Here is a 25,166-nt window from a genome sequence, read left to right as displayed (position 1 = left end):
ACCAAAATCGATAACTGAACGCTGTCTCCAGCAACGACCAGAGAACCAGGATGTTGATCTTTAATTGCACCGAAGCCGCCAGCAAGTTTTTCAGCCGTGTTCATAAAGGCAAAAAGGTCACGCCGGTGGACGCTAATCCGCCGTCCTCAATCATTGAAGATCATGAGTTGAGCGGTGCTGACGAGCAGTGGCTGGTTCACGCCATAACGGTGCAACGCAAGCACGTGCTGCTGGTCATTCACGTCAAAACCCGTTATTGCCTGATTTTGGCCGATTTGAAAAAGGCCGATACCGAAGACTTCGTTGCGCGGTTTATTGATCGCTGGGTCCATGGATTGATGATCAACGCACACCTTCATAAACTTGGGCCTTGGCTTAACCCTGAATTGATGGCGGCGCGTCTGCTACAGACCTGTGAACACCAACGTTTTTATCGACGCAGCCATCGCAGCGCGCAAAAACACATTGATGAAATTGCATGGATGTTCCAGGAAAAGGTCGCCCATACCGGGTCTTTGCCACCGGATGAAACCGCAGCGATGGTGTTTGACGCGCAAATGAATGACACACCGAGGAATAGCAAGGGCGCCAAGTCTTACTTCTTCCCGGATGAAGAAATGACACTCCACTGGCTGCGTCATTACTGCTTTCTTGATGATGTCCAGCTTCATGCGGCCAAGGAACGTCGCCAACAAGTGGCTCGAGAACTCACAGCCCTTGAGCACGAAGCCTGGCTTAAAGAGTACGAACGAGAAAACTCGAATAGTTGATCGATTCTCGCCATAATCCGCAGCGTATTTTTCAGCGTCGGCCATGTCGACGCTATCTTCGACTTCTTCAAGGATTGATCCATGTTCAAAGGACTGAAGCGCCTGGCGCCATGCGCTGCTGCGCTGTTCTCATTGGTTTCCGTCGCGCATGCCGAAGAAGGCCCGCGTGTCTTCACCGGTACGTTGGGCAAATCACCGATCGTGGTTGAGCTCAACACATCAAAGGACGGCGAAGTCATCGGCCGTTATTTCTACGAGAAATACCATCGTGACTTGCTCCTCACTGGTTCGTCGAGCGACGGCACGCTGGCCTTGGTTGAAGGAGAAAACCGCTACGGCGAGGAAGAACCATTACCCACTTTGAAATTGAAAGAAACCGGTGGTGGCTTGCAGGGTGAATGGCAAAGTCCCCAGGGGAAAAAACTGCCGGTCAAGTTGGCTGATGCCAAACTTCCAGCCTCGCCCTTGACGACGCTGCCGTTCATTGCCGCGCTGCCGCAAAGTGCGCCGTATGAATATCTGCGCCTGCAAGGCCTCAAGCTCAAAGCCGAGAAGAAAGAAAGCTTCATGGGCTACGAGCTGCAATGGTGGACGGAACCCGAATCGAAAATTTCCCTGTTCAGCGTCGAATCCGGTTTGCCGAAAGATGGGCAGCAACGAGTCAATCAGCAGTTGCTTGGCAGGTTGTGGCGCGAGGTGATCAGTTATCACGGTTGCCTGTTGCAAGGTGGTGTGAACACCGACTTCATGCAACAAGCCGAACCCAAGCTGATTTCGCCTTCGGTAGTCAGCCTCAACATCGCCACCAGCTATTACTGCGGTGGCGCACATCCGGATTTCGGCGACTCACCGCTTAACATTGATGTGCGCACCGGCCATCCATTGTCTCTGGCTGACGTGTTATGGGTGGGTGAGGGCCAGCCGATACTGCATGCCGAACGCGACAGCGCAGGTGATCAACCGCTGAGTGCAACGGACAGCGATGCGTACTCAAACTACCAGCGCGAAGTGCTGGCGCCCTGGGTGATCAAACAGTTCACCACGCTTCATCCCGATGAAATGAAGAAGCCTGCCGAGGACGACGACGATGCCTGCAACTACAGCGATGAAAGCATTTGGGGCTATTCCCCTTGGTACTTCACCGCGAAAGGCCTTTACCTCGGCCCTTATTTCGCGCGCATAGCCCGCGCTTGCGATGCGCCCGAGTGGTCCGTGCTACCGTACTCCATCGTCAAACAACATCCCGGCGCCGTTAAGCTGCAATTGCCCAAAGGCTAACCGTCACTCCAGGCCCGGCGCTTCACGAATGATGAAGTGATCCAGGTTCTCGATATTGGCATTGAAGACCTCGAAAGGCTTTTCGGGGTTCTTCTTGCCAGGCACCTGCTTCAACTCCGGCGTCACCCCATAGAAGAAACAGAACAACGCCTTGTCGCTGTCCACCGCGTGCTTGATCTCTTCCAGAAACGCCTCCCGCTTGCGGTAGTTGTCGATCAACTTCTTGTTCAGATAAACGCTGACCGGGTACGGCTTCTTCTTATTGTCCTCGGGCTTCTTGAACCAGACCTTGTCTTCGAAGTCGATACGAAAACTGGCGCCGCTGTGGAAGTCCTCAATCTTCTTGATCCGCCCCCAGTAAATCAGTCCCTTGTTGTCCGTCAGATACTCAATCTTCTTGAAGAACGAACTGTACGGCGCCGTATGCTCACCAATCTTCAACGGCATGCGCTTGAGCAACTCCTTGTCCGCGAAGTTCGAAACAAAGCACTCCACCGGATGCGCAAACACACTGGTCTTGTCCGGCGCCGACTCACGCCCCGCTGACTCCTTGCCACTGTCCGCCGCCGCCCGCACCGGATCATCCCGCAACACATCCGCCGCCCCCGCAGGCGCGACAGGCTTGCGCACATACTCACGCCGCGTCAGTAACAACTCCGACGGAAAGTGTTCCTCACGCCCTTCATCCGCCTCACCATCCAACGCCTCAACCCCAGACGCCGACGCCTTCAAACTCACATACGGACAACCCGCCACATGCTGCGAAGTCGGCAGATTCTTGAAGTGCGGCGTACGCACGTAATTCACGTTCTTGGCGTTGAACGTGCCCAACTCGTTGGTGGCCGCGAACGCCGAACGACAGGCATCGTTGGGGCACTGGAAGTGTTCCTTCGCAGAATCGAACGCCACCGTCTCATCGAAATTGAGATCGCGAACGTCATAGATCGACAACTTGTCGTCGAGGCTGAGGCAGTAGGCGAGATCGAATTTCATTTGTCTCCTTTATTGGTCATTCAATGCTCTGTATGTGATTTCCATTAGATTAACGAAATTGTCATGAGGGCATTGTCGAAGTTTATTGCCCCGATATGTCTATACATGCTTTGTAGCATTTTGTCTTTGTCTTCGCCTGACTTTAAGACGTCAATGGCTATGCATTTAAACGCTTTTATATAGGTTTCTAAGAAGATTTCTGGAGTTGATTCAATTTGGTTGGATAAGTGTATAACTGAAGATTTTAGGGTCTGGTAGTTGTCGAATTTATTATCTTGGACGCTAATTGAGCTGAAGATAGCAAGGAGAGACACGAAGCCGCGATAAGACGGTTTGTCTTCTTTCCAGAAACGCTTGAAGAGATCCATTATTTCGGCTTTTAATATTCCCTCTTTCAGAGTTTCCATGGCAGCTGCGGATCTGCTGTGAAGAAGGAATAGTGATTCAAGTAACATGTTTTTGTCTGGGTCGTCCTCAAAGCTTTTTAAAAGATCTATTCTGAGTTCTGTGTAGTTTGCAGAAATGGCGTTGTTGGCGCTTCTGGAGAATAAGCCTATAAATATGGACTTTAACTCGTCATAACAAACTTCATCTTTGTATATTTGATCTAGTATGGAAAAGGCTGACTTGTTATGAGCTTCTTTGGTGTTTCCGACTTTATAGCTGGTTTCTGCTCCAACGACGCGGACTAGCTGAGGCCTGAGGTATCTGGCAAGCTCTAATTCAACTCGTTCAATTGGGGTCTGGAAGTTTGCAGATTTTGCAATTTCCCAGGAGTCATCGGTTTCAACAAATTTTGCTAAAACGTGGCCGGATTTCGGGTTGGAAAAAAAGATGCTCATGGTTGTTTGACAGCCATTCACAATACTTGCATCTTTTAGTAAGAGTGTAGTTTCGGAAGCTGCGGTGATCTTTGAAGCTCTTAACGCTATACCGTTGTTACGTTCAAGCATTTTCTCGGGACAGTCTTCCAGTGTTGTGGCGATTGCTTCGTTTACGGTTTCTCTTCGGCCTCCAGACTTTACCTTGTTTCCTTGAAATCCCAACCACTCACGGATATTCTCAAAAAAGATTGAATCGCCAGTCTCCTGATAAACTCTTCTTAATTCATGGCAAGGGATTATACCAATATATACATTTTCGAATCGTATGAATGGTTTTTCTAATTTTACTTGAATTGTATGGGGGCGTATGTAAGCGCTTCTGTAAACGGATTGAAAGACTTTGAGTATTTCTTCTCCGTCAATGTGTTGAAAGCGATTGTCTGCGACTAGTTGCTTGTAGAATTCTACAGATGGTCTTTGGGTTTTTTCGTATCTTGATATAATGTTTGCTATTTTTGAAGCGGTGATTATTAAATAGTTGTTTTGGATTTCTTGGTTATGTATTTCTGAGTTAAAGTTTAGTTCGCCCTGGCTGCTGTTTTTTGTTGTGTTTTCATAATCTCGAAATTTGCTAATTATTAGATCGATGTCGTCAACGCTGGATATTGTGTATTTGACCTGGGCTCGAAGCTCTATATCTGCTTCTGTTCTGTGCTTGAAACTGATATCTACACCTTTGTCCCAACTTCGCTTTGATTTCGTGGAGCGTTCAAAGTCCTGTCCGGATTCCGTGTGTGGAATCAAATGCTCTGCTAATGTGGCGAACTTGTCTCCTATTTGAACAGTATTTAATCCCTCCATTTGGCCTTGTAAATGGCTATACAAAGATCCGTAGTCTGATAAAAATTCTGGTAGGTCGTTCGGCTGGTGCATTTTAAAGTCCTTTTTTCATTATTTGTCTATAATTGTAAATTTGCCTTCGCAGAGCTGCTTCGGAGCGAATTCATGACATGCAACTCTGGGTTTGGTGTCCTAACGTTCGTTTTATAATAGTCTGACCCGATTTCATCCTGCTAGCTTTCAGAAATTAATCGATTTATTTTTTTGTAAAGTGACAAGGTGAACTCTTCTCTATCGCAAGAGTGATGGCAGCGTTGATGGCAGTTTGGACACAGTGCCACAACGTTGGACGGAAGATCCGAGCCACCTTGTGCTAAGTGCTTTACATGATGCACCTCAAGAAAAGGTTGTCCAGCTTTCTCGAAAGGTGCTGCGTTACCACACCCTTCACATATCCCTTCAGCTTGCTGGCGAACCCAGCCTGTTAACTCCGGGTCCCGATAGTAAGTCTTCCGAGTGGACTCGGCATGCACCGGATTTTTTATTCCTTTTGGGACGTACAAAAATGGTTGCCGCTCAAATTTTGCTGCTCTGAGGTTCAGTGTTGCTTCGTCTAATGTAGGAACAAAGTCCTCAGGCGTCAAAACGTGGGAAGCATTGAGCGCTTCTCGAATGTTGCGCGCTATATTCGCGCCAACATTCTTGGCAGGTTTGTAGCCTTTAATACGCGTTCGACCCATTTCTACCAGAACGGTAGAGATGTTCTGCATCCGAAACTCGACCGAGCCTTTAGTCCGACCGGCTAAGGGGCCTTCACGCAAGATTCGATTTTCCTCAGTCTTGACGAATTTCTGGCCGCTCTGCTCGCGTGCCAGCATTTTGAGATAGGCGTCGACCGCCGCCTGAATCTCTACGTCACTCCAATCGCTATTACTTTTTTCCGTGTCCATACAATCGCCGAGGGTTGAGAACCCTCGGACGATACTGAGTGGCCATCACATCTGTCTACGAAAAATCCTACAGAAAAAAGCGACAGATCCTGCGCGATCCTACAAACCCATCCCTAGCCCATCGAGTGCTTCGAGGACTAAAACACCTGCGCAACCCGTCGCCACCAGGGTTTCTCTAGGGAAACTCGTCGTGGCTTCTGATCGTTCAACAGGTAAGGCATATCCCTTAGCCGAATCCAGCCCTCATCCTGCCAATGCAGCAAACTCAAAGACATCTCCGGCCAATCCAACAAACTCAACATTGGCCGATTTGAATCTCCTGAATCCTGCGCATCGCGCAAGGTTGGCACGACCTCGTTGGTCAACCACTCACGCAACAACCGATTCCCCGGAACGTAGTGATAGACCAACAGCGCGTACACCCCAGATTCACTGAGCATTAAATGCTGTTCGGGTTCTCGAAAATACTCAATCCACATGACGCGGCGTTGATCGATATCCAGTTTGTTGACCACACGATCATTCAGATGGAAACCCATCAATCGGCCGACATCGCGGGCGGCGAACCAAGGCTGGTTTTCGAATAGAAGGGCATGTAGCGAAAGATTGTGGCGAGAGAAGATGGTTACCGAGAATGGAACAGACATATTTATGACCTCTACGTTTTAGATTTGGGAAGGCCTGACCCCAACGTAGAGTGGACTTAAGAAATCCCAACGAGCAGAGCCGTTGCCACCGACGAATTACACGTCTGTGTCACTAACCAAGCTTTCTACGTTGGGCGTTTCTTAGGCACCTGCGATAGAGCTTAGTAGTGCTCGCACCAGGCTTCAATGGGAAGTGACTGTAAGTGCTGTAGGAAATTGAACGGTGTGGCGTGCGTAAAAAGGTTTACCTATCACCCATAAAAAAACCCCGATTAGATCGGGGCTTTCTGCTTTCTGCTTTCTGCTTTCTCGACTCGCCGACTCAAACTGCAATCGTCGAATCGTGCCAAGCGAGACTATCAATCCCAGCTCAGAGCACCACCAGTCTGATACTCAATAACCCGCGTCTCAAAGAAATTCTTCTCTTTCTTCAAGTCCATAATCTCGCTCATCCAAGGGAACGGGTTGGTCGTCCCTGGATATTCCTCTTTCAAACCAATCTGCGACAAACGACGGTTAGCGATGAACTTCAGGTAGTCCTCCATCATCGCCGCGTTCATACCCAACACGCCGCGAGGCATGGTGTCACGGGCGTATTCGATCTCCAGCTGCGTACCCTGCAGAATCATCTGGGTCGCTTCTTCCTTCATTTCAGCATCCCACAAATGTGGGTTTTCGATTTTGATCTGGTTGATCACGTCGATGCCGAAGTTCAGGTGCATGGATTCGTCGCGCAGGATGTATTGGAACTGCTCGGCGACGCCGGTCATTTTGTTGCGGCGGCCCATGGAGAGGATTTGGGTGAAGCCGCAGTAGAAGAAGATGCCTTCCAGAACGCAGTAGTAGGCGATCAGGTTGCGCAGCAACTCTTTGTCGGTGTCCGGGGTGCCGGTTTCGAACTTCGGATCGGAGATCGAGCGGGTGTATTTCAGGCCCCAGGCGGCTTTTTTCGCGACCGATGGGATCTCGTGGTACATGTTGAAGATTTCGCCTTCATCCATGGCCAGCGATTCGATGCAGTACTGGTAGGCGTGGGTGTGGATCGCTTCTTCGAACGCCTGGCGCAGGATGTACTGGCGGCATTCCGGGTTGGTGATCAGGCGGTACACGGCCAGCACCAGGTTGTTGGCAACCAGGGAGTCGGCGGTGGAGAAGAAGCCGAGGTTGCGCATGACGATGCGGCGCTCGTCGTCGGTCAGGCCTTCCGGGTTTTTCCAGAGGGCGATGTCGGCGGTCATGTTGACTTCTTGCGGCATCCAGTGGTTTGCGCAACCGTCCAGATACTTCTGCCAGGCCCAGTCGTACTTGAATGGCACGAGCTGGTTGAGGTCGGCGCGGCAGTTGATCATGCGCTTTTCGTCGACGGCGACACGGGCGGCGGCGCCTTCGAGTTCGGCGAGGCCTTCGGCGACGTCGAGGGAGTTCAGTGCAGCCTTGGCGCGGGCCACGGCGGCCGAGTCGTCGGCGGTCACGGCGCGCGCTTCGAGGGCGGCGGCACCGCCGGCGTTGTCGAGGCGGTCCATGTTGGCTTCGGAAGCGTGGCCGGCGTTGGCGCCTTTTACCGCTACTTCACTGTCTTCTTTGTCGAATTCGTCCCAGCTCAGCATGACGTGTCGTCTCCTGCGTGAGGGCTTGTGCCCGTGTGAAACCTGATGGGTTGGTTTTTCACACGGCCAAACAAGCCGCGTTGGATGTCGTTTTTTGCAGCGATGCACGCAGGCAAATAAACAGAAATTTTGACGGGTTCCGAGAGCCTCTGATGGGCGCAGCCAGTGTCGAGCACGGTTGCGGGGCTTCAGAATGGCGCATGTTCCCTGTAAGGGAATATTGCTGACCCGTATGGGGCGGCATTATAGGGAAATTTTTACCGGCGTGGTGCGGCGAATCGGCTCATGAAGAGGCCGAGGAGGGCATTGATTTAGGTCCGACCGAGGGTTTACAGGGCTTTGCGTCGGATCGCGGTGTGCAGATTTTTTTTCGTTAATTTTTTGGCAGCGGTGTTTTTGGTTGAAAAGTGACCAAAAAATCGCTCGATTCACTACATCTAGTGTTTTGCAAGCCTTTTTGCCGACCTCAGACACAACTGAGCCCGACCGAAGTCGGGCTGGAATCGGGTCTCAGATCTGTGCTGAGCGATCCAATTCGGTGCAGTCTGATTCAGTTCGTGCAGCCGTTGCCCATGATGCTGTAACGCAGGATGTGGCGTTGGCCTTTGGAATCGTCGTATTCCATTTTTGCCGGGACCACTTCACAGACATTCGGGACTTCGCTCATCGAGACAACTTTGGCGATGTCCAGGTGAGTGGAGTAAGTGTATTCCTCGACCACCGGTTGTTGCTGTGCAACATCAGTCGGGGTCTGGTCGGCCATGGCGGTTGCGCACAGGCTACTGAGGACCAGGAACATTAAAGCTTTCATCTGCTGTTTACCTTTTTTGAGGTCGAAAGGGGTCACGCAACCTTTTTGGGGTTGCGTGTGTAACTTCAGTTTTTGATCGTTACTGCGAGAGCTGGATTAACGGCCTTCGTGGGGGCTGTAACGTTGTTAATCGCGTTTGCCGTGTTGGCGAGGTGAATTTTAAGGAGATGGGGCGAGGGTAAACAGAGCGGGTTTTGATAAACACTTTTGGCAGATTTGGTAACAATCGGCGGGGTGGGTTTGTCTGACACACCGTGGCGTTTGCATCGCTTGCAGGCAAGCTCCCACAGGGATTGCGTGTGGCTCGAAAGGTTATTTCCAGTCAGCAACGGTGGATGTCTGGATGTTTTGTAGGGGCTTGTTACTACCATCGTCGAATGGTTCTATGGGGCCCACCCGGCTACAACGGGGTCATACAAAAACAACTATTACACCGAGGTAGGAAAGATGAGTGCGGCTTCTCTGTATCCCGTTCGTCCCGAGGTTCTGGCCAATACGCTGACTGACGAGGCGACCTACAAAGCCATGTACCAACAGTCGGTCGTCAACCCTGACGGCTTCTGGCGCGAGCAAGCCCAGCGTCTGGACTGGATCAAGCCTTTCACCACGGTGAAACAGACGTCGTTCGACGATCACCACGTCGACATCAAGTGGTTTGCCGACGGCACCCTCAACGTTTCCTACAACTGCCTCGACCGTCATCTGGCCGAGCGCGGTGATCAGGTGGCAATCATCTGGGAAGGCGACGATCCTTCCGAAAGCCGCAACATCACCTATCGCGAACTGCACGAACAAGTGTGCAAACTGGCCAACGCCCTGCGCGGTCAGGACGTGCACCGCGGCGACGTGGTGACCATTTACATGCCGATGATTCCCGAAGCCGTGGTCGCTATGCTGGCCTGCACCCGGATCGGCGCGATTCACTCGGTGGTATTCGGTGGCTTCTCGCCGGAAGCTTTGGCCGGTCGCATCATCGACTGCCGTTCGAAAGTGGTGATCACTGCTGACGAAGGTATTCGTGCCGGCAAGAAGATTTCCCTCAAGGCTAACGTCGATGACGCGCTGACCAACCCGGAAACCAGCAGCATCCAGAAAGTCATCGTCTGCAAGCGCACCGGTGGCGACATCAAGTGGAACCAGCATCGCGACATCTGGTACGAAGACCTGATGAAAGTGGCCGGTACCGTTTGCGCGCCGAAAGAGATGGGCGCCGAAGAAGCGCTGTTCATCCTTTATACCTCCGGCTCGACCGGCAAGCCGAAAGGCGTGCAGCACACCACTGGCGGTTATCTGCTGTATGCGGCGATGACTCACGAGCGCGTGTTCGACTACCGCCCGGGCGAAATCTATTGGTGCACCGCCGACGTCGGCTGGGTCACTGGCCACAGCTACATCGTCTACGGCCCGCTGGCCAATGGCGCGACCACGCTGCTGTTCGAAGGCGTGCCGAACTATCCGGACATCACTCGGGTGGCGAAGATCGTCGACAAGCACAAGGTCAATATCCTCTACACCGCGCCGACCGCGATCCGCGCGATGATGGCTTCGGGTCAGGCTGCCGTTGAAGGCGCCGATGGCAGCAGTCTGCGTCTGCTCGGTTCGGTCGGTGAGCCGATCAACCCGGAAGCATGGGACTGGTACTACAAGAATGTCGGCAAGTCGCGTTGCCCGATCGTCGATACCTGGTGGCAGACCGAAACCGGCGGCAACATGATGAGCCCATTGCCGGGTGCGCATGCGCTGAAGCCGGGTTCGGCGGCACGGCCGTTCTTCGGTGTGGTGCCGGCGCTGGTCGACAACCTCGGCAACATCATCGAGGGCGAGGCCGAGGGCAATCTGGTGATTCTCGATTCGTGGCCGGGTCAGGCGCGTACGTTGTACGGCGACCATGATCGCTTCGTCGATACCTACTTCAAGACCTTCCGTGGCATGTACTTCACCGGTGACGGCGCACGTCGCGATGCCGACGGCTACTACTGGATCACCGGGCGCGTGGATGACGTGCTCAACGTCTCCGGCCATCGCATGGGCACGGCCGAGATCGAGAGCGCGATGGTGGCGCACCCGAAAGTCGCCGAGGCGGCGGTGGTCGGTGTGCCGCATGACATCAAGGGCCAGGGCATTTATGTCTATGTGACCTTGAAGAATGGCGAAGAGCCGACCGAGCAACTGCGTCTGGAACTGAAGAACTGGGTGCGCAAGGAGATCGGGCCGATCGCTTCGCCGGATGTGATCCAGTGGGCGCCCGGGCTGCCGAAGACTCGTTCGGGCAAGATCATGCGGCGGATTCTGCGCAAGATTGCCACGGCGGAATATGACGGGCTGGGCGATATTTCGACCCTGGCCGATCCGGGTGTGGTGCAGCATTTGATTGATACGCACAAGACCATGAATGTGGCGTAAGCCCTAGCGATGTGAAAAGCCCTGTCCGGTGATGCCGGATGGGGCTTTTTTATGGCTGGGGGTTTGTGGTGTGATGGCTGGCGCCTTCGCGAGCAGGCTCGCTCCCACAGGGGAATGCATTTCAAATGTGGGAGCGAGCCTGCTCGCGAAGGCAATCTGTCAAACGCCGCTGTAGTCATCCGTAGGAAACCGAAACCGGCCAACCAATAATTATCGACCTGCGCCGCAGGACCTTTCCCTCTGTTACCCACCACAACCCAATGTGTAACCGCCCGCGCCAAACCGGGGCGAAGGGAAACGCTACGCCCCGTATTAGAGCCTCAAAACCCCCGCTGAAAAATAAGACACAACGCTGCGCTTGCCGGATTAGAAGGGTTTGCGAATAATAGGCCCGCAATTTGCAGCATGGATCGGTTCACTGTCTTTCGCTCTTGCATGAAATTGCAAGGCTGTCAATGCGCTCAAGTCGCTTTCTCTGTGCATCTGTAATTAGTTGTCGCATTGAAGAAATATCGACTTCGGGCCTGTCGTTAGAATGCCGATCACTCGCTCATCGTGGCTGACGTTGAAATCTTCGCCGGTTTCAATAGGAAATTTCCCACCGATGCAGCAACCGATTTCCTGATTCACCCATTCGCATATTGGGCTGTTGCTCACTCTGCCGTTTTTGCCCTTTACCGATGGAGTCCCAAGATGAAGAAACTTGTGCTGATTGGCGCCCTGGCACTGTCCGTGCTGTCGCTGAATGCCGTCGCTGACGAAAAGCCTGTGAAGATCGGCATCGAAGCGGCTTACCCGCCATTCGCTTCGAAAGCACCGGACGGCAGCATCGTCGGTTTCGACTACGACATCGGCAACGCGCTGTGCGAAGAAATGAAGGTCAAGTGTGTATGGGTCGAGCAAGAGTTCGACGGTCTGATCCCGGCGCTGAAAGTGCGCAAGATCGACGCGATCCTGTCGTCCATGTCGATCACTGAAGACCGCAAGAAGTCGGTCGACTTCACCAACAAGTACTACAACACCCCGGCGCGTCTGGTGATGAAGGCCGGTACTCAGGTCAGCGAAGGTCTGGCTGAGCTCAAGGGCAAGAACATCGGTGTACAGCGCGGTTCGATCCACGAGCGTTTCGCCCGCGAAGTGCTGGCCCCGCTGGGTGCCGAGATCAAGCCGTACGGTTCGCAGAACGAGATCTACCTCGACGTGGCTGCCGGTCGTCTCGACGGTACCGTGGCTGACGCGACTCTGCTCGATGACGGCTTCCTGAAAACCGACGCCGGCAAAGGCTTCGCGTTCGTTGGCCCGGCGTTCACCGACGTCAAATACTTCGGCGACGGCGTAGGCATCGCAGTACGCAAGGGCGATGCCCTGAAAGACAAGATCAACAGCGCCATCGCGGCCATCCGCGAGAACGGCAAATACAAGCAAATCCAGGACAAGTACTTCGCCTTCGATATCTACGGCAAGTAACACGTCTCTGCGACAAGTCCGAAATGGCGCAAGCAACAGAATCTCTGCGGTTTGCGCCATTTTTTCATCCCAACTTTCGAGGACCTGAATCATGTTGAAAGGCTACGGGGCTGTCATCCTCGATGGCGCATGGCTGACGCTTCAGCTCGCCTTGTCGTCCATGGCTCTGGCCATCGTTCTCGGGCTGATCGGTGTCGCGTTGCGCCTGTCGCCGGTGCGCTGGCTGGCCTGGCTGGGCGATCTGTACTCCACGGTGATCCGCGGGATTCCCGATCTGGTGCTGATTCTGCTGATCTTCTACGGCGGTCAGGACTTGCTCAACCGCGTCGCGCCGATGCTTGGCTATGACGATTACATCGACCTGAACCCGCTGGCGGCCGGTATCGGCACCCTCGGTTTCATCTTCGGTGCGTATCTGTCGGAAACCTTCCGCGGTGCGTTCATGGCAATCCCCAAAGGCCAGGCCGAAGCCGGCATGGCGTACGGCATGAGCAGTTTTCAGGTGTTCTTCCGGGTGATGGTGCCGCAGATGATCCGTCTGGCGATTCCTGGCTTCACCAACAATTGGCTGGTTCTGACCAAGGCCACCGCGCTGATTTCCGTGGTCGGTCTGCAAGACATGATGTTCAAGGCCAAGCAGGCGGCGGATGCCACGCGTGAGCCTTTCACCTTCTTCCTCGCAGTGGCGGCGATGTACCTGGTGATCACCAGCGTCTCGTTGCTGGCATTGCGTCACCTTGAGAAGCGCTACTCGGTAGGCGTAAGGGCGGCTGATCTATGATCTTCGACTACAACGTCATTTGGGAGGCGCTGCCGCTGTACTTCGGCGGCCTGCTGACCACCCTCAAACTGCTCGCGCTGTCGCTGTTTTTCGGCTTGCTGGCGGCCCTGCCGCTGGGGCTGATGCGCGTCTCGAAGAACCCGGTCGTCAACGGCGCCGCGTGGCTCTACACCTACGTGATCCGTGGCACGCCGATGCTGGTGCAGCTGTTCCTGATCTATTACGGTCTGGCGCAGTTCGAAGCGGTACGCGAAAGCTTCCTGTGGCCATGGCTGTCCAGCGCAACGTTCTGTGCGTGCCTGGCATTTGCGGTCAACACCAGCGCCTACACTGCCGAGATCATCGCCGGCAGCCTCAAGGCCACGCCGAACGGTGAGATAGAAGCGGCCAAGGCCATGGGCATGTCGCGCTTCAAACTGTACAAGCGCATCCTGCTGCCATCGGCCCTGCGCCGGGCACTGCCGCAATACAGCAACGAAGTGATCATGATGCTGCAGACCACCAGTCTGGCGTCCATCGTGACCCTCATCGACATAACTGGCGCGGCGCGTACCGTCAACGCGCAGTTCTATCTGCCGTTCGAGGCGTACATCACCGCTGGTGTGTTCTACCTGTGCCTGACCTTCATTCTGGTCAAGCTGTTCAAGCTGGCCGAGCGTCGCTGGTTGAGCTACCTCGCGCCACGGAAGCACTGATATGGAACGCATCGACCACGTGTTGCCGTGGAGCCACTTGGGCAGCGAGCGCAAGGTTTCGGTGTTCCGCTTTGGCCGCGGCGAGCGCAAGGCTTACATCCAGGCCAGCCTGCACGCCGACGAACTGCCGGGCATGCGCACCGCCTGGGAGCTGAAGAAGCGCCTCGGCGAGCTCGAAGCCCAAGGCTTGCTCAACGGCGTGATCGAGCTGGTGCCGGTGGCCAACCCGTTGGGGCTCGGGCAGTTGCTGCAAGGCAATCACCAGGGCCGTTTCGAGGCGGGCAGCGGCAAGAATTTCAACCGCGATTTCGTCGAGCTGAGCGCGCCGGTCGCCGCCGCGCTGGGCGACAAGCTCGGCGATGATCCGCATGCCAATGTTCGGCTGATCCGTCAGGCGATGGCCGATCACTTGGCCGCATTGCCTGAAGCAAGCAGCCAGTTGCAAGGCATGCAGCGCGTGTTGCTCAGCCATGCCTGCACTGCCGATGTGGTGCTCGATCTGCATTGCGACGCCGAAGCCGCGCTGCACATGTATGCGCTGCCGCAGCATTGGCCGCAATGGCGCTCGCTCGCCGCGCACCTGAACGTGAAGGTCGGCTTGCTCGCGGAAGATTCCGGCGGCAGCTCGTTCGACGAAGCCTGTTCGCTGCCATGGCTGCGCCTGTCGCGGCAGTTCCCCGATGCGCAGATCCCGCTGGCGTGCCTGGCCACCACCATCGAACTGGGCGGCCAGGCCGATACCGGTCGCGCTGAAGCAAAGGCTTACGCTGAAGGCATTCTGGCGTTCCTTGCCGAGCAAGGCCTGATCACCGGCGAGTGGCCGAATCCGGCGTTTGATCCGTGCGAAGGCATGCCGTTCGAAGGCACCGAATTGTTGTTCGCGCCGCACCCTGGTGTGGTGAGTTTTTCCCGCAAGCCCGGCGAATGGGTCGAGGCGGGCGAGGAGATTTTTGAAGTGATCGACCCTGTGGCCGATCGGGTCAGCACGGTATGTGCTGGTACCTCCGGGGTGCTGTTTGCCATTGAACGGCTGCGTTATGCCCAACCCGGTTTCTGGCTGGCCAAGGTGGCGGGGCGCGAAGCGCTGCGTCACGGGCGCTTGCTCAACGACTGACTGACTGTTTTTGTGAGAACCGACCGCATGTACAAACTTGAAGTCCAAGACCTGCATAAACGCTATGGCAGTCACGAAGTGCTCAAGGGCGTGTCCCTGAAAGCGGCGGCCGGCGATGTGATCAGCATCATCGGCTCCAGTGGCTCCGGCAAAAGTACTTTTCTGCGTTGCATCAACCTGCTCGAGCAGCCGCACGCGGGCAAGATCCTGCTCAACAACGAAGAGCTGAAACTGGTCGCCAACAAGGACGGCGCGCTCAAAGCCGCTGATCCGAAGCAGCTGCAACGCATGCGTTCGCGCCTGTCGATGGTGTTCCAGCATTTCAACCTGTGGTCGCACATGACTGCGATTGAAAACATCATGGAAGCGCCGGTGCACGTCCTTGGCGTGCCCAAGTACGAAGCCCGCGAGAAAGCCGAGTACTACCTGAACAAGGTCGGCGTGGCCCATCGTAAGGATGCGTTCCCTGGGCACATGTCCGGGGGCGAGCAGCAGCGTGTGGCGATCGCCCGTGCGCTGGCGATGGAACCGGAAGTGATGTTGTTCGACGAGCCGACCTCGGCCCTCGACCCGGAACTGGTCGGCGACGTGCTGAAAGTCATGCAGGCGCTGGCGCAGGAAGGCCGGACCATGGTCGTGGTCACCCACGAAATGGGTTTTGCCCGCGAAGTGTCGAACCAGTTGGTGTTCCTGCACAAAGGCGTCGTCGAAGAAAGCGGCAACCCGCGCGAAGTGCTGGTCAATCCGCAGTCGGAGCGTTTGCAGCAGTTCCTGTCCGGTAGCCTGAAATAAAACAGGGCTGCCGTTGTGCACTTCAATAGTGCATGCTTCGCGATTTACAGGCTCGCTCCCACATTTGATCTTCACCGGTTTCAGGATGTGTGTTCATTTACGGGCTAGCATTGGCCCATGCCTTCATCACCGTTGTTCGTTTCGGATTGCCCGCCCATGACTGCCCATCGAATTGGTTTCCTGATTTGGCCCAGCACTAAAGCGTTGACGCTGGCGCTGGCGGAGGAAGCTTTGCGTGTCGCTCAGCGTGTGCACCCGGACGTGGTTTACGAATTGTCATTCCTGCAGGCCGAACCGCCGGCCGAAGGTGCCTGGCAGTTGCCCGGTGAAGCGTGGGCCGGCAAGCTCGAAAATTTCCAGAAACTGTTCCTGCTCGCCGATGAGCCGCCGACCACACTGGCCCCGGCACTGAGCAGTGCGCTCAAGCAACTGGTGCGTGCCGGTTGCGTGATCGGCGGTCTGTCGGCGGGTGTCTACCCGTTGGCCCAGCTCGGTCTGCTCGACGGTTATCGCGCTGCGGTGCACTGGCGCTGGCAGGACGATTTCGCCGAACGCTTCCCGAAAGTCATTGCCACCAGTCATCTGTTTGATTGGGACCGCGATCGCCTGACCGCCTGCGGTGGCATGTCGGTGCTCGACCTGCTGCTGGCGGTACTGGCGCGCGATCACGGCGCAGAACTGGCCGGTGCGGTGTCCGAAGAACTGGTGGTCGAGCGCATCCGCGAAGGCGGCGAGCGCCAGCGTATTCCGTTGCAGAACCGTCTTGGCTCAAGTCATCCGAAGCTCACCCAGGCGGTGTTGCTGATGGAAGCCAACATCGAAGAGCCGCTGACCACCGACGAAATCGCCCAGCACGTGTGCGTATCTCGTCGGCAACTGGAGCGGATCTTCAAGCAATACCTCAACCGCGTGCCAAGCCAGTACTACTTGGAACTGCGCCTGAACAAGGCCCGGCAGATGTTGATGCAGACCAGCAAGTCGATCATCCAGATCGGCCTCTCGTGTGGCTTCTCTTCAGGGCCGCATTTCTCCAGCGCCTACCGCAACTTCTTCGGTGCCACGCCGCGGGAAGATCGCAACCAGCGGCGCAGCAGCAGCCCGTTCGAATTATCGTCGGTGCCGCCCGAGCGCGGCTGACGGCCGATCAGCTGTCGTCAGTCGACGGCAGCTCTTCGCCAATGGAAAAATCCGAATCGTCAAAGTTGTCAAAATCGTCTTGAAAATTCGGCGTCCTCACCCCGATATTGGCGAGCGCCGTGTTGTAGCTGTCCAGGCGTTGCTGGCTTTCCACAGTCAATGGATTTGCGCTGAAATCGTACTCGGTCAGCATGGTGTCGGGACGCGAAGGGAATTCCAGAGGCAACCGCTTGATTCTGTTATTCGACAGGTCCGCCTTTCTTAACCGAGTGAGCCTGAACAAGCCCGCGGGCGGCCTGGTCAGGCCGGTGCTGCGCAGGTTCAGCACCTGAAGGTCGGGAAAATGAATCATGTCGGGGACTGTCCCGAGTCGGTTGTTATGATTCAGATCCAAAGAGCCAAGGTTTTTCAGGGCTGCGAACCCTTCGGCGGTCAGCGGCGTGATCATGAGCTCGCACCCCGACAGATTCAGGCTGCTCAGTGTTTCGAGGCGAAAGATCGCCGGCGGAATGCGGCCTAACGGGTAATCACGCATATCCAGCACTCTGAGCCGGGGAAATAACTCCAGCAAGGCATCGACTGGCGGGGGCGTGCTTGCCGTTGAGGTCAGACGCAACTGGTCGATGTAGTCAAAGCGACCCGCCATTTGCGGCAGCTCGCCGGTGAAGGACAGGTCGCAGGTGAAGTCGCCGTCCAGGGCATTGACCGGGTAGTGGCGCAGGCGTTTTTCCAGATTGTCCTTGAAGCGCCGGCGCTGCGTGACTTGCCCGCGCGGTGGCTCATTTTCCGGCACACCGTGGATAATCGGACCTTCGGGCGCCGCATTCACCCAAGTCTCAAGTTTGTTAAGCATCGTGCTGAGCTCGGTGTGCCGACGCAGCAGCTCGGTGCGCCCGTCCGTCAATGTCCCGGGCAAACGATAGATCAGGTTATTGGCGTCGAAACCGCTCAGTCGGGGATACAGCGTCTGGGCCAGATCAATGTCGGCCTGTTCGACCCAGACGCCGAAATTGTCGCCTTTGAGCAGGTAGCATGCCTTGATCTGTTCGCGCGAGGTCGCCGACAACGGATTGGAGCCCACATCGACACCTCGGTTGGCGTACGCCGCCAGTGGGTCGGGCAATTCGATGATGCTGTTGTCGCTCAGCAGCGCGGTTTGCAGGTGGGGGAGTTGGTCCAGCCCGGCAGGTACACGATCTATCCCGGTGCGGATCAGGTCGATGAACGTCAGATTCAACAGCCTTGAGGTATCGGGCGTCTGGCCCAGTGGATTATTGAAAAGGTCCAGCGACGTCAGGCGGCTCAGTGTCGACAAGGTGGATTGCCCGGCCGCATCGAGGGTGATATTGCAACGGCTCATCATCAGTGTTTCAAGCGATGGCATGCGTTCCAGGGCTCGCGGGATTCGGCCCAGGGCGAACCCGGGCAACTCAAGACCTTCCAGTCCAGTGAAGCGATCGAGAAAGCCATCGGGAACCGTCAAGTGTGGATTGCCTTGAATTTCCAGGTGCGTTATCTGGCTGAAGTCTGCGCTCAGCTCGGGCAGCTCACCGGCAAACGCGGCTTTGGCTTTGAAAAATTCCACGCGTAGATCCGGCACATCGATGCGACTGCCGCGCCAGAGTCCCTCCAGTTTTTCCTTGAATTGTGACCGCGCATCAAGCTGTGTGGCTCGCTGCTCGGCACTCCACAGTTGACCTGACGTCGGATCGTGACTCGGTACCTGCTCTTGCCACGCAGCGAGGTCGCTGAGCAGTCGAGTCATTTCGGCTTCCCAACTCATCAGTTGCGCCGTACTTGCCTGCAACGTGCCGGGCAGACGATAGATCATGTCGCTCGCCATGTAGTCGGTCAGGTGCGGGAACACTCTGCGTGCCACCGCGACATCGTTGGCGGCGGGCATGATTCCGAAGTGGCGTTGATGTTGGGCATAGTAAATCTTGATGCGCTCGCGAGCCGCCACAGACAGCGGATTGCCGGCCAGACGCACACCGTCTGCACGATTGCGGTTAAGGCTGAAGAACGCATCCGGCAACTGGGTGATGAGGTTGTCATTGAGATGCACCGTCTGCAGGGCCGGATGTTCAACCATGCCGTCAGGCACGGCTGTCAGCCCGCTATTGAGCAGGAAGACATCCTGCAATGCTGGCAACGTCTGTAGATCCGGGGCCACGGTCAACGGGTTGTTGCTCAGATCCAGACGCGTGAGTGTGCGCAGAGACTTGAGCACATGGGTTCCCGCTGAGGTGCTGGTTATCGCGCAGCTGTCCAGGCGCAGTTTCTTGAGGTTGCGCAGGCTACCGATAAAGGCAGGAACTTCATTCAGCGCAAAATCCTTCATCTGCAAGCCTTCGAGCTTGGGAAACAACGCCACGAACGGGTCAATGGCATTGATGGCTGCGTTGCCAGTCAGCTTCAGGCTCGAGACATGACTGAAGTCGACGTTCAGGCGAGGCAATTGGCCCATGAAATTCAGCTCTGCTACAAACGATGCGCTGCGCTGGCCGGTCTCGCTCGATAGGCGCCGCCAGAAAGATTCCAGGTCTTGCTTGAACGCGGTGCGTGCCGAGCGCTGTTGCGTGCGCTCGTTCTCGGACAGCGCGCGCCCGGTGGTCGGGTGTGTCGACGGGACTTGCGATACCCAAAGGTCGAGATCGCGCTGCATCTGCGCCAGCTCCGCTTGCCAGCGCAGCAGTTGCGCACGACCGTCGGCCAGCTCGCCCGGCAGATCGTAGAGCATGTCGCTGGCCTCTTGCTGATCCAGCTCCGGGAACAATTGCTGCGCCAGGCTGACGTCCTGGTCAGGGGCTCTGACGTCGAAGTCCTGATGATGAGTGCGATAGTAGGTTTTGATTTTTTCGCGTGTCGCGGTCGATAGCGGATTGTCGGAAAAATACAGACCATCGCTGCGTTCTGCGGGCAGGCCGAATACTGCGTCGGGTATGTCCGTGATGTGATTGCCGGTCAACACCGCAGTGCGCAGTTGGGGATGGCCGGCCAGACCTTCTGGAGCCGCGGTAAGACCGCTGTTGGACAAGTCGATGAATGTGAGCGCAGGAAGCATGTTCAAGTCGGGGAACGTCCCCAATGGATTGTTGCTCAGGTTCAGCGTCTGCAAAGCGTTCATGGAAACCAGCGCGGCCTGATGTTCGGGGGTCATGACCACGCCACAGTTTTTCAGCTTCAGATCGGTCAGCTGGGGCAGATTGTTCCCGGACAGGGAACCGGTCGCCAGATCGAAGCCATTGAGGCTCAGTGAGACCAGATTCGGGAAGGAATCCACAAAGGGCAAACTGGCCGAAATATTGGCATTGCCGGTCAGTTTGAGTCGCAGGACATGTTCGAAGTTGGCGCTGAGAACGGGCATGTCACCGCTGAACTCAGCCGTCGCTTCTAATTCTCCACTGCGGGTGAATTGATCCCGGCTGCGCCAGAAACGCTCGAGTTGTTGCGCGAAGGAGCGTCGGGCATCGAGTTCACGCGACTGCTCGACTTGGGGCAGGCGTTCACCCGTCTCGGGGTGGGAGGTCGCCGCCTGGTTGATCCATTGGCTGAGCTCCAGGTTCAACTGTTTGACCTCGATTTCCCAGCGAGTCAATTGCGCGCGACCTTCAGCCAGTGTTCCGGGCAAGCGGTACAGCATGGCGGTGGCCTGCTCCTCGTCCAGGGCCGGGAACAACGTGCTTGTGCGCTGCAGGTCCGCACGCTCCGGGCGGATGCCGAAATGCCTGCCGGTGGCGTCATGGAAGCGTTTCACGCGTTCGCGTGCAACGGGTGTCAGCGGGTTGTCGGCGAAGGTGAAACCATCACACAGGGAGGGCGGCAACCTGAAGAACGCTTCGGGCACAGCGGTCATGCGATTGCCGTCGAACTGGCCGGAGATCAGTCGGGGATGGTGCAGCAGGTCGTCGGGCAGGCCGTGAATGCCGGTGTTGGACAAGTTGACGTAACGCAGCGAAGGCATCGTGAGCAGATCGGGCGGTAAACCGAGGGCGTTGCCCTGCAGATCGAGAATGGTCAGCTGCGGCATCGAGGCCAACACCGATTGCGTGGTGATCGTCAGGCTGAGTCGACAATTGCGCATTCGCAATTCGCGCAGCGATGCCATTGAAGTCAGGACCTGTGGCAGAGCCGGCAATTTGAGGTTGCGTGCATCAAGTAGTTGCAATTGTGGAAAGTGCTGCAGAAAGCCTTCCAGAGAATCCGCCGTAGCGCTGCCATCGAGGGTCAGCGCAGTGATATGGCTGAGGTCGGCCGACAGGGTCGGCAAGTCGCCGATGATCGGATGTACAAGTCGTAGCGCATAACCTGTCGCCATGCCGTGTTGATTGATCGCGGTAGGGTATTCGCGGCGCCAGCCACTGAGGATTTCTTCCCTGAGCAAACGGCGGTTCTGGATTTCGGCGCGCTTTTGCAGCGATGTCAGCGCCGCGCCGGTATCGGGATGCCTGGCGGGCGGATCGTTGGCCCAGAGGTGCAGATCGTTTTGCAACTGCAGGTAATCATTTTGCAGTCGCTGGATTTCCACGCGCGGGCCGGAAGGACTGGCACGCAGGTTTTCCGCCAGCGCGCGGACTTGCTGTTCGCTCATCCTCGGATAAAGCGCCCGGATGTCTTGCTCGTGGGAGCGCGCCGTGTTGTTCAGGCTTTCGGCATGATCAATGCGCGGAAAACCGTCGCTGCCCAGGATTCGTAACGTGTCCACGTCTGGTGGCTTGATGGGCGTTTCGTGCAGCACGACTCGCAGTTCGTCACGGCCCAGCATGCGTTGGCGAATGGCGGCCTTCAGCGTCTGGCCCTGGCCAATTGCGATGTTGAGGCTGGAGCGCTCACTGTCGGGCAATGCGTACAGCAAACTGGAGTAGAAATCGCTGAGTGAGTGCAGCTCCTGGCCACGGTCATCGAAGGCTTGATAGCGATTGTCATCGCTCCTCACCAGAACCTTTTTTTCGGCGGCATCCTCGCGACCGATGCTGTCGACAATCGCCCCTTCGTAGCGACCGGTGCGAATTTCGATGCGCACATCGCCGCTCCAGCCCGGCAGCAATTTGAGGCTGTGCAGCGCGAGCGAGTCGGAATCGGGATTATTTACGGAGCCGAGTTCGAGCCCTTCATAGGCGCGGGACACGCGCACTTCCTGGCTGGCCAGTTGTGCCAGTTCCTGTTGGCGTGGCGGCAGTTGCCCATCGTTGATCTGCAGCAATTCGCTGCCGGTGGCCGTGTCGAGCAGCTCGCGGGTGATGCTCGCAGGTAATTGAGGGGTGTGAGTCTGAAGCTGTTGCGCCAGCGGGTCGTCGATCTGCTGCGACAGTTGATAGCGGGATTCGAACAGTGCGCTTCGGTTGGTTTTGGCGAGGCCGACCAATTGCTTGCGCAGGGTCTGGCTGCGGACGTCCAGCGCTGGCATCGCGGTAAAAGGCTCGGCAAGCAGCGCCTTGATTAGCGTGTCGTCGAGAATGGAAAGCAGCGTCTTGAGCAGGTCGCCGCCGATCAACTGGTCCTGGCGCAGCTCGGTCAAGGGCAGGCTTGCGTCTGCGCTGGACTGCCAGAGCAGCTCACCGTTGCGATCGATCAGGCGCAGGCGCTGGTTGCTCGGCCAGCGACCTTGCTCGCTGAGCAATTGCAATTGCGTGACCTGATCGGCGCGCATGAAATCTTCAGCGATATCGCTGTCGAGCTGATCGATGAAACGCTGCAACTGTTGATCGATCTTGAAGCGCTGGATGCTGTCGGCCAGCAGCGGTGGGGTTTTTTCCTGATTGACGTGCATCTTGCGCAACGCCTCTTCGCTGCTGCCGCTGACCTGAAGAATGGTTTCGCGCTCGGCCGGGGTAAAACCTTCAACCGCAGGGCCGATGCGTCGCAGAGCGGTTTCGCCGTCCCATTGCATGGGTTGTTCGAGTTCGGTATGCCAGGCACCGTCGCCGTTGTGCCGCAGCACCGGCTGGTACGCATCGGGGCGGGTCGGATGTTCAATACGGTACTGCCCGGGCACCTCATGTTCTTTTACCGAAAAATGCGCCTCTTCGAGAGGCAGCAGTTGCTTGCCCTGATGCGAATGCAGGCCCTGTTGATTCGGCTGCGAATCCGCTGGTGGCGGTGTCGGATGTTTGTAGCGCTCGAGATCCGGCTCCCAGTAGCGGGTTTCGCCATTGGCCAGCTTCACCGGTTTGAAGCGGTCGATAAACGCCACCACTTCCTTGGGCAAGACCTTGCGAAACTCGGTCGATGCAATCGCGCCGCCCACGGCAAACATGCCCAGCTGGATCATCGATTCAACGGTGCCCATCAAATGCTGGAAAGCTTCGGTGGTGCGGCCCTGGCCCCATTCGACGATGCCCTCGAAGGCTTCGTCGAGCATCTGGTAAGCCATGTACGCCATCATTGCTTCGCCCAGCACCGGCACGAACGGTGCGACGATCAGCGCGGCGGTCTGGGCGATCGTGGAAATGATCTCGACCACCGAGTCCCAGAATGCCCAGCGCGCCTTCTGATCGACGACTGCGGTGGGCACGGCAATGACTCGAGCATCATTGAAAACCTTGTTCAGTTTCGCCTGATGGAGGTGCTGCCACAGGTCGTCATGGAACGGCACCAGCGCTGTCTGCAGATCGGGCCGCTCCACCGGCGCTTCGCGCCAGGCCGGCAGTGGGCTGCCGGGCTCGTGCGGATGCCACTTGATTTCGCTGAGGCGGCTGTTGAGGGTGCTGAAGAAGAACCCGCGTTGCTCGTGATTGACGAAACGGCTGAAGAAGCGCTGGTAATCCTGCGAACGCAGCTGGCGTGTCAGTTCAACGATCATCTGCAGCGGCGAGGTGTACTCCTTGAACGGATGTTCGGGGTCATCCGGCACATACGCTACAACCCGCGCATTGTTTTGTGAAAGGTACAGGTCCGGGGCGAACACGACGATGCCGGTCAGCGGCGCGCAAAGCATGCTCACGTCATGACAGAGCAAAGGCGCGCCATTGACATAGAGACCTTTCATGCCATCGAGGAAGGCCTCGATCAGGCGCACGGCACTCTCCGACACATCGCGGTTCATTCGTGCCCATTGCAGCGCGGCTTTCATCGCAGTTTTCTGGCTGGCGTCCAGCTTGTTGCGCAACACCGTCGCGACCATCGGATCGGAATAACCGAGGTGTTCTTCGAGGCTGGCTTTGTATTTCGCGCCAATGTCCAGCCGCCGGCACAGTTGGGCGAAAGCGGGGATGCTCATTCGGGACTGGACGGCAGGCAAGGTGTCGAACTGCCCGGTCGGCGTCGGCGCGGTGGTGAATGTCGATTCAGCTTCGAAGGCGGTGTCGTGAGTTTCCCGGTCTTCGAAGTTATGCAGCGCCGCATCGAGCAGAGAAACGCTCCAGACGCGTGCACCGGTCTTGATCGGAAACAGCGGGGTAGTCGCAGGGATGTACAGGCGCACGAAAGTGTTTCTGACATCCAGGTCCAGGTCGAAACAGCTTTTGAGTTCGGTCTTGAGCAAGGGCTCGGCGAAGGCGGCGGCGTCCTGCAGATGTTCCAGGCTTTTATCGACCTGGCTCTGCGCCTCGATATGCGCCGCCCCGAGGGTTTTCATCAGCGCATGCTGGTCGGCGGGTGCGGACTTGAGCACTTCGGGCAGCTGCGGCGCGCTGTTCTTCAGCGTCTCTCGCCGTGTGGTCGAAGTGTTGCCCAGCCACGGGGCAATCGCCTCCTTGAGCGGTTGATAATGTGCGTCCGCATGATGTGCTTCCTGAATGGTATCGGGGGTTACGGATGGGTGTGCTTGCGACAAATGCATGGCCATTCCTTGGCGTCGGTAAGAACCCCCAGCAAATCAACAAACAGCGCTTGGCGTGCGGTACATATTTATATCTGCACTGTGAGGCCGACTTGGTATTCTGCGCGGCCTGCCGCAAATCGGCCGCGCCCGGTAAACTGCGCCTTTGCGACGCTATATGTCGCATTGCCGTAAACCCGGGAAAATCCGGGGTTTGCGCTATAAGAAGTTGTCGCTTGGCGGCAAGGCCGGGCTGAGAACTGTCCTTACAATCCCCCCAATCGCTCGCCAGTTTCAG

16 protein-coding genes are annotated in these 25,166 nt (G+C 56.5%); 9 read left to right on the top strand and 7 right to left on the bottom strand.

Going from position 1 to position 25,166, the window contains the following annotated elements; translation table 11 throughout:
- Positions 1 to 50: 50 nt before the first annotated feature.
- Complete coding sequence (locus ACGSLL_RS27450; RefSeq protein WP_394508581.1) at positions 51 to 770, top strand: DUF6933 domain-containing protein; 720 nt, start codon at positions 51 to 53, stop codon at positions 768 to 770.
- Positions 771 to 851: 81 nt separating this feature from the next.
- The gene (locus tag ACGSLL_RS27445) at positions 852 to 2,048 is read left to right on the top strand and encodes a hypothetical protein (RefSeq protein ID WP_394508580.1); all 1,197 of its coding nucleotides are present in this window, start codon (positions 852 to 854) and stop codon (positions 2,046 to 2,048) included.
- A 3-nt stretch (positions 2,049 to 2,051) separates the two neighbouring features.
- On the opposite strand, the gene ACGSLL_RS27440 is transcribed toward ACGSLL_RS27445, so the two are convergent.
- The 6 genes from ACGSLL_RS27440 to ACGSLL_RS27415 form a co-directional block, all read right to left on the bottom strand.
- On the bottom strand, positions 2,052 to 3,041 hold the full coding sequence (locus ACGSLL_RS27440; protein WP_394508579.1) for a hypothetical protein: 990 nt from the start codon (positions 3,039 to 3,041) through the stop codon (positions 2,052 to 2,054).
- Between the two features lie 44 nt (positions 3,042 to 3,085).
- Positions 3,086 to 4,798: an AIPR family protein gene (locus tag ACGSLL_RS27435; protein ID WP_394508578.1), complete on the bottom strand. Its 1,713-nt coding sequence runs from the start codon at positions 4,796 to 4,798 to the stop codon at positions 3,086 to 3,088.
- 140 nt (positions 4,799 to 4,938) lie between these two features.
- Positions 4,939 to 5,655, bottom strand: coding sequence for an HNH endonuclease (locus tag ACGSLL_RS27430; RefSeq protein ID WP_394508577.1), 717 nt, complete (start codon positions 5,653 to 5,655; stop codon positions 4,939 to 4,941).
- Positions 5,656 to 5,792: 137 nt separating this feature from the next.
- On the bottom strand, positions 5,793 to 6,302 hold the full coding sequence (locus ACGSLL_RS27425; protein WP_394508576.1) for a BRO-N domain-containing protein: 510 nt from the start codon (positions 6,300 to 6,302) through the stop codon (positions 5,793 to 5,795).
- Between the two features lie 359 nt (positions 6,303 to 6,661).
- A complete protein-coding gene (locus ACGSLL_RS27420) occupies positions 6,662 to 7,909 on the bottom strand; it encodes a ribonucleotide-diphosphate reductase subunit beta (protein ID WP_090285427.1) in 1,248 nt (415 codons plus the stop codon).
- A gap of 550 nt (positions 7,910 to 8,459) precedes the next feature.
- Positions 8,460 to 8,720, bottom strand: coding sequence for a DUF2790 domain-containing protein (locus tag ACGSLL_RS27415; protein ID WP_203419157.1), 261 nt, complete (start codon positions 8,718 to 8,720; stop codon positions 8,460 to 8,462).
- Positions 8,721 to 9,167: 447 nt separating this feature from the next.
- Here ACGSLL_RS27415 and acs point away from each other — a divergent pair, with 447 nt between their 5' ends.
- The 7 genes from acs to argR all read left to right on the top strand — a co-directional run bounded on the left by acs (position 9,168) and on the right by argR (position 17,109).
- Positions 9,168 to 11,123 carry an acetate--CoA ligase gene (gene acs, locus ACGSLL_RS27410; protein WP_090285423.1) on the top strand — a complete coding sequence of 652 codons (1,956 nt, stop codon included), beginning with the start codon at positions 9,168 to 9,170 and terminating at the stop codon, positions 11,121 to 11,123.
- Between the two features lie 693 nt (positions 11,124 to 11,816).
- Entirely contained in the window at positions 11,817 to 12,590 is a 774-nt protein-coding gene (locus ACGSLL_RS27405) for an ABC transporter substrate-binding protein (protein ID WP_394508575.1), read from the top strand.
- Between the two features lie 91 nt (positions 12,591 to 12,681).
- A complete protein-coding gene (locus tag ACGSLL_RS27400; protein ID WP_016773583.1) occupies positions 12,682 to 13,371 on the top strand; it encodes an ABC transporter permease in 690 nt (229 codons plus the stop codon).
- Entirely contained in the window at positions 13,368 to 14,066 is a 699-nt protein-coding gene (locus ACGSLL_RS27395) for an ABC transporter permease (RefSeq protein WP_093099200.1), read from the top strand. The genes ACGSLL_RS27400 and ACGSLL_RS27395 overlap by 4 nt, the downstream gene beginning before the upstream one ends.
- Position 14,067: 1 nt before the next feature.
- Entirely contained in the window at positions 14,068 to 15,180 is a 1,113-nt protein-coding gene (locus ACGSLL_RS27390) for a succinylglutamate desuccinylase/aspartoacylase family protein (protein WP_394508574.1), read from the top strand.
- A gap of 27 nt (positions 15,181 to 15,207) precedes the next feature.
- Positions 15,208 to 15,972 (top strand): ABC transporter ATP-binding protein, encoded by a 765-nt coding sequence (locus tag ACGSLL_RS27385; RefSeq protein WP_007912705.1) that lies wholly within the window; start codon positions 15,208 to 15,210, stop codon positions 15,970 to 15,972.
- 156 nt (positions 15,973 to 16,128) lie between these two features.
- Entirely contained in the window at positions 16,129 to 17,109 is a 981-nt protein-coding gene (argR, locus tag ACGSLL_RS27380) for a transcriptional regulator ArgR (RefSeq protein ID WP_090285414.1), read from the top strand.
- A gap of 7 nt (positions 17,110 to 17,116) precedes the next feature.
- Here the strand turns inward: argR and ACGSLL_RS27375 are convergent, their stop codons facing one another.
- Complete coding sequence (locus ACGSLL_RS27375; protein ID WP_394508573.1) at positions 17,117 to 24,889, bottom strand: dermonecrotic toxin domain-containing protein; 7,773 nt, start codon at positions 24,887 to 24,889, stop codon at positions 17,117 to 17,119.
- Positions 24,890 to 25,166: the final 277 nt, after the last annotated feature.

The organism is Pseudomonas retamae (assembly GCF_043496865.1).
Taxonomy (GTDB): Bacteria; Pseudomonadota; Gammaproteobacteria; order Pseudomonadales; family Pseudomonadaceae; genus Aquipseudomonas; species Aquipseudomonas retamae.
The sequence above is the reverse complement of the archived record's forward strand: the minus strand, read 5'-3'. Positions and strand labels throughout refer to the sequence as shown.

Coding starts and splice junctions, on each gene's coding strand:
- ACGSLL_RS27405 (WP_394508575.1), top strand. CDS start 11,817: ATGAAGAAACTTGTGCTGATTGGCGCCCTGGCACTGTCCGTGCTGTCG.
- ACGSLL_RS27445 (WP_394508580.1), top strand. CDS start 852: ATGTTCAAAGGACTGAAGCGCCTGGCGCCATGCGCTGCTGCGCTGTTC.
- ACGSLL_RS27415 (WP_203419157.1), bottom strand. CDS start 8,720: ATGAAAGCTTTAATGTTCCTGGTCCTCAGTAGCCTGTGCGCAACCGCC.
- ACGSLL_RS27420 (WP_090285427.1), bottom strand. CDS start 7,909: ATGCTGAGCTGGGACGAATTCGACAAAGAAGACAGTGAAGTAGCGGTA.
- argR (WP_090285414.1), top strand. CDS start 16,129: ATGACTGCCCATCGAATTGGTTTCCTGATTTGGCCCAGCACTAAAGCG.
- ACGSLL_RS27390 (WP_394508574.1), top strand. CDS start 14,068: ATGGAACGCATCGACCACGTGTTGCCGTGGAGCCACTTGGGCAGCGAG.
- ACGSLL_RS27430 (WP_394508577.1), bottom strand. CDS start 5,655: ATGGACACGGAAAAAAGTAATAGCGATTGGAGTGACGTAGAGATTCAG.
- ACGSLL_RS27435 (WP_394508578.1), bottom strand. CDS start 4,798: ATGCACCAGCCGAACGACCTACCAGAATTTTTATCAGACTACGGATCT.
- ACGSLL_RS27375 (WP_394508573.1), bottom strand. CDS start 24,889: ATGCATTTGTCGCAAGCACACCCATCCGTAACCCCCGATACCATTCAG.
- ACGSLL_RS27395 (WP_093099200.1), top strand. CDS start 13,368: ATGATCTTCGACTACAACGTCATTTGGGAGGCGCTGCCGCTGTACTTC.
- acs (WP_090285423.1), top strand. CDS start 9,168: ATGAGTGCGGCTTCTCTGTATCCCGTTCGTCCCGAGGTTCTGGCCAAT.
- ACGSLL_RS27450 (WP_394508581.1), top strand. CDS start 51: ATGTTGATCTTTAATTGCACCGAAGCCGCCAGCAAGTTTTTCAGCCGT.
- ACGSLL_RS27385 (WP_007912705.1), top strand. CDS start 15,208: ATGTACAAACTTGAAGTCCAAGACCTGCATAAACGCTATGGCAGTCAC.
- ACGSLL_RS27400 (WP_016773583.1), top strand. CDS start 12,682: ATGTTGAAAGGCTACGGGGCTGTCATCCTCGATGGCGCATGGCTGACG.
- ACGSLL_RS27440 (WP_394508579.1), bottom strand. CDS start 3,041: ATGAAATTCGATCTCGCCTACTGCCTCAGCCTCGACGACAAGTTGTCG.
- ACGSLL_RS27425 (WP_394508576.1), bottom strand. CDS start 6,302: ATGTCTGTTCCATTCTCGGTAACCATCTTCTCTCGCCACAATCTTTCG.